At 70.3% G+C, this 12,032-nt stretch carries 9 protein-coding genes; 4 read left to right on the top strand and 5 right to left on the bottom strand.

Features of this window, described 5'->3' with window-relative positions:
* Nucleotides 1–51: 51 nt before the first annotated feature.
* The 3 genes from DX03_RS06650 to DX03_RS06640 form a co-directional block, all read right to left on the bottom strand.
* Nucleotides 52–1,626 (bottom strand): N-acetylmuramoyl-L-alanine amidase, encoded by a 1,575-nt coding sequence (locus DX03_RS06650; RefSeq protein ID WP_038687376.1) that lies wholly within the window; start codon nt 1,624–1,626, stop codon nt 52–54.
* An 82-nt stretch (nt 1,627–1,708) separates the two neighbouring features.
* Complete coding sequence (tsaE, locus tag DX03_RS06645) at nt 1,709–2,191, bottom strand: tRNA (adenosine(37)-N6)-threonylcarbamoyltransferase complex ATPase subunit type 1 TsaE (protein ID WP_038687374.1); 483 nt, start codon at nt 2,189–2,191, stop codon at nt 1,709–1,711.
* Nucleotides 2,188–3,675, bottom strand: coding sequence for a bifunctional ADP-dependent NAD(P)H-hydrate dehydratase/NAD(P)H-hydrate epimerase (locus DX03_RS06640; RefSeq protein ID WP_038687372.1), 1,488 nt, complete (start codon nt 3,673–3,675; stop codon nt 2,188–2,190). Before DX03_RS06640 ends, tsaE begins: the two co-directional genes overlap by 4 nt.
* 23 nt (nt 3,676–3,698) lie before the next feature.
* On the opposite strand from DX03_RS06640, the gene queG reads away from it, so the two are divergent.
* Together queG and xseA are read left to right on the top strand one after the other, a co-directional pair.
* Nucleotides 3,699–4,787 carry a tRNA epoxyqueuosine(34) reductase QueG gene (gene queG / locus DX03_RS06635; RefSeq protein ID WP_038687370.1) on the top strand — a complete coding sequence of 363 codons (1,089 nt, stop codon included), beginning with the start codon at nt 3,699–3,701 and terminating at the stop codon, nt 4,785–4,787.
* Between the two features lie 45 nt (nt 4,788–4,832).
* Nucleotides 4,833–6,161 (top strand): exodeoxyribonuclease VII large subunit, encoded by a 1,329-nt coding sequence (gene xseA / locus DX03_RS06630; protein WP_038687368.1) that lies wholly within the window; start codon nt 4,833–4,835, stop codon nt 6,159–6,161.
* Nucleotides 6,162–6,329: 168 nt separating this feature from the next.
* On the opposite strand, the gene DX03_RS06625 is transcribed toward xseA, so the two are convergent.
* Complete coding sequence (locus DX03_RS06625; protein WP_038687367.1) at nt 6,330–7,232, bottom strand: M48 family metallopeptidase; 903 nt, start codon at nt 7,230–7,232, stop codon at nt 6,330–6,332.
* 103 nt (nt 7,233–7,335) lie between these two features.
* Nucleotides 7,336–9,207, bottom strand: coding sequence for a formylglycine-generating enzyme family protein (locus tag DX03_RS06620; RefSeq protein WP_051598766.1), 1,872 nt, complete (start codon nt 9,205–9,207; stop codon nt 7,336–7,338).
* A gap of 164 nt (nt 9,208–9,371) precedes the next feature.
* On the opposite strand from DX03_RS06620, the gene rnd reads away from it, so the two are divergent.
* A complete protein-coding gene (gene rnd, locus DX03_RS06615; protein WP_038687365.1) occupies nt 9,372–10,451 on the top strand; it encodes a ribonuclease D in 1,080 nt (359 codons plus the stop codon).
* A 317-nt stretch (nt 10,452–10,768) separates the two neighbouring features.
* Nucleotides 10,769–11,944 (top strand): serine hydrolase domain-containing protein, encoded by a 1,176-nt coding sequence (locus tag DX03_RS06610; RefSeq protein WP_038687362.1) that lies wholly within the window; start codon nt 10,769–10,771, stop codon nt 11,942–11,944.
* Nucleotides 11,945–12,032 lie beyond the last annotated feature (88 nt).

Below are 12,032 nucleotides of genomic sequence, written 5' to 3'. Positions count from 1 at the left end.
GGGGCACAGCCGACCAACGGTCGGCTCTACGCAAATGATCTGCGTTGGGGATTATTTGCTGCCGCCGGCTACCGTGCTGGCGGCCTGGATCTCGGCTTCGGCGCGGGCGGCGTAGAGCGTGCCCGGCGGCGGTTGGCGGCTGAAGAAGGTGTGCACGCCGTCGAGCACCGCACCGGCGATCTGGCGCTGGTAGGCCGGGTCGATCAGGCGACGCTCTTCATCGGGATTGGAGATGAAGGCGGTTTCGACCAGCATCGCCGGCATGTCCGAGGTGCGCAGCACCGCGAAGTTGGCGCGTTCGATGTTGGGCTTGTGGTTCTTGCCGATGCGCTTGAGCCCGCCCAGCACGTGGCCGGCCGCATCTTCAGACGCCTTCATGTACCCACTCTGCGCCAGGTCCAGCAGCACGTTGGCCAAGGTGCCTTCGGTCTGCTGCAGGCGCACGCCACCGACCAGATCGGCGGCGTTTTCCTTGTCGGCCAGCCAGCGCGCACGCTGGGACGAGGCACCCTTGGTCGACAGCACGTACACCGACGAACCGGTGGCGGCACGGTTTTCAGCCGCGTCGGCGTGGATCGAAATGAAGATGTCGGCCTTCGCCGAACGTGCCTTCTGCGCGCGCATCGGCAGCGGAATGAACACGTCGGTGTCGCGGGTCAGGAAGGCTTTCAGACCGGGCGTGGCATTGACCTGGCGTGCCAGTTCACGCGCCACTGCCAGGGTGATGTCTTTTTCCCGCTTGCCGGTGGGTCCGACCGCACCGGGATCCTGGCCACCATGGCCGGGATCGATCGCGACGACCAGCGGGCGCATGCCCGGGCGCATCTTGATCCGCGAGATTTCGCTGGGCATCACCGGGCGCGGCGGCTCGGCAGGCACCACCACCGGCGTCGGTGCGGGCACCACTGCGGCAGTGGCCTGCCCGGCCAGGATCGCCGCCGGAGTGGCCGAGTTGCTGGCGGCATTGGCGTTGCCGGCGGCCGCCACGTTCACGGCGGCAGCGGCCGGTGGCGTGGGGGTCGGCACCGGCGTGGCGGCCGTGGCGCTGGCCTGCTGGCGCACCGAGGCGGTCAGCAGTGCGGTGGCACGCGCCGCATCGCTGCGCGCCTGCGCTGCGTTGGCGGCCGTCTGAGCCGGCGGTGCGGTGCCGGCAACCGTACCTGCCGGGGCGGGTGCGGGCGTCGGGGGTTGTGCGGGTGCGGGGGCAGGCGTGCTGGCAACACTGGTCGGCGCATCGCCCGGCCATTCGATGACCAGCCGCGACTCGTCGCCCTGCTTGACCATCTGCGGCCGGAACGGCGCGACCGATTCGGCCAGGTCGAACACCACCCGGAACGTGCCGGGCACCGGCTGACCGGTGCGCACGGCCGTGACCACGCCCTTGGGCGCAGGCAGCTTGAGGTTGCGTACCGCGCTGGAGTCCGGGAAATCCACCACCAGACGGTTCGGGCCGGCCAGGCTCAGGGTCTTGTAGCCACCGCTGCCGGACAGCGCGATCTCCGCGCGGGTGCCGGTGGCACCGGTCTCCAGGCCCACCTGGCGCACTTCACCGGCCCACGCCAAGGCGCTCGCCAGACAGAGTCCGACGGCGGCACAGATGGCGGTGAGTGGTTTCCCCATTGGCATGGGTCAAGATTCAATCACCGCCCTGAATGAAATGCAACTCCTTTTCCCTTAATAATCCGTAACCTGCCGGTGTTTCCTAGTGTCAGCCGACAGAAAGGGCCTGCAAGTCGCCCCCTTGTGGCAACCGGGCAAGCCATTCACGACCTGCGTCGCTCGTCGCATTGAGACGCACGCGGCGTCCCTGCCCCTCGATTTCCAGCGCCACGATCAGGTCGGTGGGCGGCAGCGCGCCCGCGCCGCGCTCGGGCCATTCGATCAGCCACAGCGAGGCACTGCCCTCGTCCAGCCCCAGGAAATCCAGCTCATCGGCCTGGCCGATGCGGTACAGGTCCAGGTGCCAGGCTTCGTGCCCGTCGGCCAGCGAATACCGCTCCACCAGCGTGTAGGTGGGGCTGCGGATGGCGCCCTGCACGCCCAGCGCGCGCAGCAGCGCACGCGCCAGCGTCGACTTGCCCGCGCCGAGGTCGCCCTGCAGCTGCATCACCGCCTGCGGCGGACGGGTCGCGGCCAGCCACTGCCCAAGCAGGTCGGTGTCGTCGGTCTGGGCGAGGAAAAACGTGATCATGCGGGTCGAGGTTCCGGATTCACCAGCCGGCGCAGCGGCACCAGCAGGTCGGTGGGGAGCAGGCCACGCTGGCCGTCGCTGGCGGCGGCATCGCCGGCCAGCCCATGCAGCAGTGCACCACTGCTGGCCGCATCGAAGGCATCCAGCCCCTGTGCGCGCAATGCAGCGATGATGCCGGTCAACAGATCGCCCATGCCGCCCACGGCCATGCCCGGGTTGCCCGCCGCGATCACCCGCGGCAGCTCACCGGGGGCGGCGATGATGCTGCCGGCGCCCTTGAGCACCACCACCGCGTGGAAGCGCTCGGCCAGGGCCTGCGCGGCGGCGAAACGGTCGGCCTGGATCGTGGCCGTGTCCACCCCGAGCAGGCGCGCCGCCTCGCCCGGATGCGGGGTCAGGATGGCGTCGTGCAGCGGCTGCGGCGCGGCGGCCAGCAGGTTCAGCGCGTCGGCATCCACCACCAGCGGCGTGCCGCTGCCCAGCACCTGCCGCCACAGCTCGCGCGCCCAGTCGTCCTGGCCCAGACCCGGCCCGATCGCGATCACGCCGGCCCGCGCCAGCGGGGCCTGCAGGTCCTGCGCGTCTTCCACCGCGTGCGCCATGGCCTCGGGCAGGCGCGCCAGCAGCGGGGCCACGTGCAGCGCCTGGGTGGCCACGCTGACCAGCCCGGCGCCGGCACGCAACGCGGCCTCGCTGGCCAGCATCACCGCGCCCCCGCTGCCGCGGTTGCCGCCCACGCACAGCACGTGGCCGGATTCGCCCTTGTGGGTATTGGCACGCCGCGCCGGCAGCAGCCCGGCCAGCCGGGGCGCCTGCCATGGCACCGCACTGGGCGACACCTGCGCGTCCGCGCCGTCCGGCAGCTGCAGCGGTGCCAACCGCCGCGCCCCCACGTGTTCCAACGCAGCGCCGGTATACAGGCCCTGGTGGCAGACGATGAACTGCAGGGTCACGCTGGCGCGCACCGCGCTGCCTGGCACGGCGCCGGTGTTGGCGTCCACGCCGCTGGGCACGTCCAACGCCAGAACCGGCACGCCCGCCTGGTTGATGGCTTCGATCAGCGCCGCCGCCTCGCCGGCCGGCGCGCGGTTCAGGCCCAGCCCGTACAGCGCATCCACCACCACATCGGCCGGGGGCAGTGCACCGGCAAACACGGCCACCTCCCCGCCCTCGTCCTGCCAGGCCTGCAGGGCCGCCCGGGCCAGCGCGGTGGCTGCGGCATCGGTGGCCAGGCGCAGCACGTGCACCGCGCGCCCGGCCTGCCGGGCCAACCGGGCCAGCACATAGCCGTCGCCGCCGTTGTTGCCGGGCCCCACCACCACGCACAGGCGCTGCGCCTGCGGCCATTGCTCCAGCAGGCACTGCCAGGCGGCCTGCCCGGCCTGGTCCATCAGCGCGGCACCGCCATCGCCGAGCAGGGCGCTGGCACGCGCATCGATCTGGCGCGCAGCAGGTATATCGAACAGTTCAGCAAGCTTGGGCATGCCGGGATTCTATACTTCCCCCCATGTCTGCTGTGCCCCTTCCCGCCCCCGTCAACCTGGCCCGCGCCACCGAGCGCGTGCGCGAGATCGCGCGCGCGCATGGCTTCCAGCGCTGCGGCGTGTCCGGCATCGAGCTGGGCGAGGACGAAGCGCACCTGGCCGACTGGCTGGGCAAGGGCCTGTACGGCACCATGGACTGGATGGCCCGGCACGGCACGATGCGCGCGCGCCCGGCCGAGTTGTTGCCCGGCACCGTGCGGGTGATCTCGGTGGGCATGGACTACGGCCACAAGGACGACGCGCAGGCGTGGGACACCCTGCACGACGGCGACCGTGCCTACGTGGCGCGGTACGCGCTGGGCCGCGATTACCACAAGCTCATGCGCAACCGCCTGCAGAAGTTCGCCGATGCGATCGCCGCCGAGATCGGCGCGTTCGGCTACCGGGTGTTCGTCGATTCGGCGCCGGTGCTGGAGCGCGCCCTGGCGCGCAATGCCGGGCTGGGCTGGATCGGCAAGCACACCTGCCTGATCGACAAGCAAGGCGGCTCCTGGTTCTTCCTGGGCGAGATCTACATCGACCTGCCCCTGCCGGTGGACACGCCGGCCACCGCGCACTGCGGCACCTGCACGCGCTGCATCGATGTGTGCCCCACCCAGGCCATCATCGGCCCGCAGCGGCTGGATGCGCGGCGGTGCATTTCCTACCTGACCATCGAACACGCCGGCGCCATTCCCGAAGACATGCGGCCATTGATGGGCAACCGCATCTACGGCTGTGACGACTGCCAGCTGGTGTGCCCCTGGAACAAATTCGCGCGGCGCACCGACGAGCCGGACTTCCGCGCCCGCAACGATCTGGATACCGCCTCGCTGGCGCAGCTGTTCGCCTGGGAGGAAGACGAATTCCTGCGCCGCACCGAAGGCAGCCCGATCCGGCGCAGCGGCCACGAGCGCTGGTTGCGCAACATCGCCGTGGCGCTGGGCAATGCGCCCACCAGTGCACAGACGCTGGCGGCGCTGGACGCGCGCCGTGCGCATGCCTCGCCGATCGTGCGCGAACACGTGGCCTGGGCCCTGCAGCAGCACGCCGCGCGAAACCCCGGCGCATGACGCTTGTGCGACCATGGGCGCCCGTTCGTACCGTTTGACCTGTCCATGGACCGCAGCGCGCAGATCCTCACGCCCAGCCAGCTCAACATCCTGGCCCGCGACCTGCTGGAAGGCGCCTTCCCGCTGATATGGGTGGAAGCCGAGCTGGGCAGCGTGACCCGCCCGGCATCGGGGCACATGTACTTCACCCTGAAGGACGCACGTGCGCAGATCCGCGCGGCGTTGTTCAAGCCCAAGAGCCAGTGGCTGAAGTTCGTCCCGCGCGATGGCATGCGCGTGCTCGCCCGTGGCCGGTTGACGCTGTACGAAGCCCGTGGCGAGTACCAGCTGGTGCTGGACCACATGGAAGAAGCCGGCGAAGGCGCGCTGCGCCGCGCCTATGAGCAGCTCAAGGCACGGCTGGAGGCCGAGGGCCTGTTCGCCGCCGAGCGCAAGCGGTCGATGCCGGCGCATGTCCGCCGGCTGGCGGTGATCACTTCGCCCACCGGCGCGGCGGTACGCGACGTGCTCAGCGTGCTTGAACGCCGCTACCCGCTGCTGGAAGTGGACCTGCTGCCCAGCCTGGTGCAGGGCGACAGTGCCGCCGCGCAGATCACCGCGCTGCTGCGCGCGGCCGATGCCAGCGGCCGCTACGACGTGATCCTGCTGACCCGCGGCGGTGGCTCGCTGGAAGACCTGTGGGCCTTCAACGATGAGCACCTGGCCCGCGCGATTGCGGCCAGCAGCACCCCGGTGGTGTCTGCGGTGGGCCACGAAACCGACTTCAGCCTGGCCGACTTCGCCGCCGACCTGCGCGCGCCCACGCCATCGGTGGCCGCCGAACTGCTGGTGCCCGACCAGCGCGACCTGCAGTTGCAGGTGCGCCGGCTGGCCGCGCGCATGGTGCAGCTGCAGCGCCACGGCCTGGGCCAGGCCATGCAGCGCGCCGACCGCGCCCTGCTGCGCTTGAATGCCCAAGGTCCGCAGGCTCGCCTGCAACTGCTTCAGCGGCGCCAGCAGGATCTGGGCCGGCGCCTGGACGCGGTATGGCGGCAGCAGCAGGAACGCCGGCAGGCGCAGCTGCGGCACGCCGCCGTGGTGCTGCGCAACGGCCACCCGCAGCGCCGCCTGGATGCGCTGCGCGAGCGGCTGCACCGGTTGATGCCGCGCGCCGACGCGGCCATCGGGCGCCAGCTGCAACGCGACCAGCTGCACCTGCGCGGCCTGGCACGTTCGATGGAAGCAGTGAGCCCGCTGGCCACGGTGGCACGCGGCTACAGCATCCTCACCCGCGACGAAGACGGCAGCCTGGTACGTTCCCCGCTGCAGGTGCGCCCTGGCGACACCCTTACGGCACGCGTGCAGGACGGCGCCATCGCAGTCGTAGTGAAATAACCGACGCCCCGTAGAGCCGGGCTCTGCCCGGCTGCAGATCGCCGACCGCACGCCCGTAGAGCCGGGCTCTGCCCGGCTGCACGACAACGACGAGCTGAAAGACGCCGGGCAGAGCCCGGCGCTACGTTACCGGTCGCTTGATCATCCGGTCCGCCGGTTACCGCGCCCTCACCCGCCCGCGCTTTCGCAGAACTTCTGCCGGTATTCCATCGCCTTGGGCATCAACGCCTGCAGGTTCTGGATGCGGGTGCCCGGATTGGGGTGCGTCGAGGAAAACTCCGGCGGCGCCTGGCCGCCACTGGCCTGGCCCATGCGTTCCCACAGCGGCACCGCCTCGCGCGGATCAAAGCACGCCGCGGCGGCGAGCATCAGGCCCACTTCATCGGCCTGGGTTTCGTGGCTGCGCGCATACGGCAGCAGGTAGCCGTAGCCCATCGCCGACATCATCATCTGTTGCTGCTGCGGGTCCATGCCGCTGGCGGCGCCGGCCATCTGCCCGATCTGGGTCAGCTTCTGCTGGGCCATGCGCTGGGCACCATGGCGCAGCAGGGCGTGGGCGATCTCGTGGCCCATCACCACGGCCATCGCATCCACCGTGCGTGCCACCGGAATCAACCCGGTGTACACCGCCATCTTGCCGCCGGGCAGGCAGAACGCATTGGCCTGCTCGGACTGGATCACGTTCACTTCCCACTCGAAATCGCGCGAGAAATGCGCCGGCTTCAGCCCATGCTCTTCGGCCAACGCGGTTTCCACCACGTCCACCTTGGCAATCAGGCGCTGGGCGATGGCGCGCACGTCGCGCGATACCTGCGCATTGGGATCCACCGGCCGTTCCTGCGCCAGGATCTCCTGGTAGGCCTGCAGCCCGAGGGCCTTCTCCTGGTTGGCGTCCAGCGCACTGTCGATGAGCACGCTTTCACCGGTGTAAGGGTCCACCGCCCGGTTGGAAAACCAGTAGAAAGCGGCATAACCGGCGAAGGCCAGCAGCACCCACCAGCGGATGTTGCCGAACAGGCCGGGACGCCGGGCGCGGCCCTGTTGCTGGCCGCCGAATGGATCGTTGCGCATGGTGCAGGTTCCTCGCTGGACCGACGCCACCCTGGCCGGCACGGCGACATCTTAGTGGCTGCGGCGGGATTTGACGTGAGTGCCGGGTCGATGCCGTCGCCGGTCAGATACCGCGCACCAGGCGGAACCCGATCCGGGCGCTGGTGGTGTCCGAGTCCTGCGACTGCCGCCAGGCCGCGCGGGTCTGTTCGGGGGCGTTGGCCCAGTTGCCGCCGCGGATCACCCGCTGCCGGCAGCCCGGGTTGAACCACGCCGCGCCATCGGCCGGTGCGCGCCGGTAGCTGGCATGCCAGCAATCGGCCACCCACTCGCTGAGGTTGCCGGCCACATCGTGCACGCCCCAGGCGTTGGGCTCGAAGCTGGCCACCGGCGCCGGGCCCCACCAGCCGTCGCCATAGCCGACGAACGCGTTGTACCAGCGCCGACCCGACGGCGAGACGTCCTCGGCACCGGTGAAGTTGCCCGAACGCGGCGGCGGCGTCCCCGCATCGCCCCACGGGTAGCGGCCACTGCTGCCGGCGCGCAGCACGTATTCGAACTCGGCCTCGCTGGGCAGCCGGTACGAGCGTCCGGTCTGTTCGGACAGCCAGATCGCGTAGTGCTCGGCGTCGCGCACGCTGACGTGCATCACCGGCGAATTGGCCAGCGCCGGGGCGCCGTTGTAATCCGATTGCCAGTCCACGCCACTGTGCCGCACGAAGTTGCCGCTGCGTTCGTCGTACACGATCGAGTGGCCACGCCGCGTCGCGCGCGGACGGGCGTTGCTGGCCTGCACGTAGCGGCGGAAATCGGCGACGGTGACCTCGGTGATCGACAGCGCGAACCCGCGCTCGAAACGCACGTAATGCGAGGGTTTTTCCGCGTCGCTGGCCCCCAGCTCGGTGTCCCCGGCGCCCATCTGGAAGCCGCCGTGCGGCACCACGATCATCTGCGGGCCACGGCCTCCATCGCGCAATGCGTCGCTGAACACCTGGCGCGGCCGGAAACTACCGTAGTGGGTGACCAGCTCGATGCGTTCACGCAGCTGCCCCACCACGGGGTCGCCGGGCAAGGCCATGCGCAGCGCGTCTTCAAGCTTCTCGCGCGCCGCCTTCAGCCCCTGTGGCGTGGCCAGGTCGCGCAGGCCTTCGTCACGCAGGCGGGTCAGGGTATCGGCACGGATGCGCTCGATGCGCTCGAACGCATCGGCGATGGTGATCGACGAATCGCGCACCTTGGCCGCCTCGGCCAGCCAGGTTCCCGCCGTGGCGAAATCGCTGGCGCGCGCGGCGGTTTCCGCACGGCCGATCAAACCGCTCTCGGCGGCGGCCAGCCCCTGGCGGGCGCGGGCGTCGTCGGGATTGAGCGCCAGCGCCTCACGGAAATTGGGGATGGCGCCGTCGCCGTCTTCCCCGATCCGGCCGGCACGCAGGTCCTCTTCGCCGGCACGGTTGTAGGCGATCACCCGCTGCGCCATTTCCACCCGCGACTGCAGCTGGCGAACGCGCGGGTCGTCGGGGGCGATGGTCAGCAGCACCAGGGCCATGTCGCTGGCCTGCGCCACGGCCTCGCGCTGTTTCAACGGCCGGACCAGCAACGCGTCGGCATCCTCCAGCAGCTGCTGGCGTGCGCGTTTCAGCCCGGCCACGGCCTGGCGGTCCTTGGGATCGCGCTGCAGCAGCGCCAGCCAGAGCGGAACCGCCGCCTGCGCATCCTCGTACAGCCGGCCCTGCTCGAAGGCCTGCGCGGCCTGGCGCCGCGCCGCCGCAACGCCGTCGTCGGCAATGTCCACCACGGGCGGCTGCCAGCGCTGCACGGTCTCGGCCGCGTCCTCGCCCCCGATCGTCACCCGCGCAGCCGGCACCGCAGCGGCCGGCTGGGCACGCGCAGCCGGCTTGGCCACCGCCGCGGGCGGCGACGGTGCATCGGCCGAGCATGCGGCCAGGGCGACCAGCACACCGGCCAACAGCGACGCGGGAAGGACAGAAGTGCGCACAATCAGGTTCCTTGCAGCCAGGCACGAGCATTGCTGAATCCGACCGGGTGAGGCAAGCCACGCCTGCCGCCACGCGGTGACAGGTTCATGATACCGGCGCGCAGGCCGACCACGGCGCGTTATCCTGCTCCCCCTGTGCACCCCCTGCAGTAGACGGAACCCACGTGGCTTATTGGATCAAAACCCCGGCGGAACTGGACGAGCGCTACCGCCAGCGCCCCACCCGCATCGGGCTGGACACCGAATTCATCCGCGAACGCACCTACTGGCCGCAGCTGGCCCTGGTGCAGATGGCCGTTGGCGAGGAGATCCTGCTGATCGACCCGCTGATTCCCGGCATGAACGAGGCCCTGGCTACGTGGCTGGGCGATACCAGCATCCTGAAGATCATGCACAGCGCCAGCGAAGACCTGGTCACCTTTAAGGTTGCCTGCGGCGTGCTGCCGCGACCGTTGTTCGATACCCAGATCGGCGCGGCGCTGGCCGGGATCGGCGGCGGCATGGGCTACCAGAAGCTGGTCAACGCGATCACCGGGGTGACCCTGGCCAAGGGCGAGACGCGCTCGGACTGGATGCGCCGACCGCTGTCGGAGGCGCAGCTGGAGTACGCCGCCGATGACGTGGAGTACCTGTTCGCGATCCACGATGCGATCGATGCCAAGCTCGGCGAGCTTGACCGCCGGCAGTGGCTGCAGGACGACGCCGAACGCCTGCTGGCCAGCGTCGAGCACGACGAAGAACGCTGGCCGCACGTGGCGATGCGCTCGGCGCAGTTCATGGACGCCGCGGCACAGATGCGCCTGCTGCGCCTGCTGCGCTGGCGCGATGTGCAGGCGCGCATCAGCGACAAGCCGCGCAGCTGGATCCTGGACAACGAACTGGCCGCCCTGCTCGCGCGCACCCCGCCGGCCGACGTAGCCGCGCTGGACAAGCTGATGGAAGGCTTCCCGAAAGCCCCGCGCAAGCTGCTCACCCCGGTCTGGGAGGCGTTGACCACCCCGCTCGACGACGAAGCCGACGCACCGCTCGCCTTGCCCGGCACCGACAGCAACAAGCAGGCCCTGAAGCGGCTGCAGGATGCGGTCAGCGCACGCACCGCCGAACTGGGCTTGCCCGACGGCGTGCTGGCCTCGCGCAAGCATCTGGAAAGCTACCTGGAAAGCCGGCAGTGGCCGAACGCACTGGCCGGCTGGCGGCGCCAGCAGCTGGAGCCGGTGCTGGCACCGCTGTTGCCGACGGTCTGAACCCGCACGCCGCGCGCAATGCGCGGCGATGGAAGACGCGATGCAGCAGGCTGCATCGCGTGGCACCTCGCGCCAAGGCTGCGCAACGCGCTGCACGCCCCCCCGCGATAGACCTGTCGCGATCCTGTACGTACGCCAACACGATCGCGAAGCGGTGCCTGCCGCCATGACCGCAGGCACATACAGCGGCCTGAACAGCATGCAAGAGTGAATTGCACGCCGCCTGCCACGCCTGTGCAGGGTGCCGGTGGACGTCGCATCCCGCGGGCCGCGCCAGTGGCGCAGGTTCTGCCCACGCTGCTGCGTAAAGGACTTCCATGCATACAATCACCGCCCGACGGACCACAGCTTCCTCCCACCGCACCGTGCGCGGCCTGCGCCGGTGGCTGGGCCTGTCATTGCTGTGCGTTGCCGCCAGCGCCAGCGCCGCCGACGACCTGCAGACACGCATCGCGCAGGCGATGCAGGGCACCGCCACGCCGGCCATGGGCGTGCTGGTGATCCGCGACGGCAAGGTCACCGAACAGGCGGTCAGCGGCGTGCGTCGCAACGACGCCAAGACCGCCGCAACCAGCAACGATGCCTGGATGATCGGCTCCACCGGCAAGCCGATCACCGTGGCGATGATCGCGCGGCTGGTCGAACAGGGCGTGCTGAAGTGGGATGCACCGTTGGCGGCGATGCTGCCCGACCTGGCCGCGCAGATGCAGCCGGCCTACCGCGATGTCACGCTGGTGCAATTGCTATCGCACCGCGCCGGCCTGCCGGAGAACCTCACCGACGGCGCCGCGCTGGATGCGTTCTTCACCGACACCCGCGCCCTGCCGGTGCAACGCGAGGCCTACATCAAGGCCGCCCTGTCCGAAGCACCGGTGCATCCGCCGGGCACCGAATTCGCCTACAGCAACAGCGGCTTCCTGGTCGCGGCGGTGATCGCCGAACGGGCGGCCGGCGCGCCGGTGGAAACGCTGATCCAGCGCGAAGTGTTCCAACCCCTGGGCATGACCGGGGCCGGCTTCGGCACACCGCCGGCCGGGCAGCTGCTGGGCCACCGCGCCGGCGCGCCGGTAACCCGCGCACCGACCAAGGCCGACGATGGCGTACCGCCGATCTACACCGCGGCAGGCAACCTGCACATGCGCCTGCAGGACCTGGCGCTGTTTGCCATCGACCAGCTGGCCGGTAGCCGCGGCCAGGGCAAGCTGCTGACCCTGGCGTCGTATGCGCTGATGCAGACCGCGCAGCCGGGCAGTCCGTCCGGGCTGGATTGGGGCGTACAGCCATCCATCGCCGGCCGCCAGGGACCGGTGCTGGTGCATGGCGGTTCGGATGGCAACTGGCTGGCCTGGGTGGTGCTGTTCCCCGGGCAGAACAACGGCGTGATCGCCATTGCCAACGCCGCCGAGGACATGGGCGCCGACAAGGCCAGCATGGGCCTGCTTGGCGGCCTGTTCGCCGAACTGGCGCCTGCCACCACCCCGTCCGCGAAGTAGTCCACGCACGACGCCCTGTATGCACAGGGCGTCGTTGCCCGTATCACGGAAGGCAGTCACTGCAGACAGTCACGGCAGGCAGAAGATT

The organism is Stenotrophomonas rhizophila (assembly GCF_000661955.1).
GTDB classification, from domain to species: domain Bacteria; phylum Pseudomonadota; class Gammaproteobacteria; order Xanthomonadales; family Xanthomonadaceae; genus Stenotrophomonas; species Stenotrophomonas rhizophila.
The sequence above is the reverse complement of the archived record's forward strand: the minus strand, read 5'-3'. Positions and strand labels throughout refer to the sequence as shown.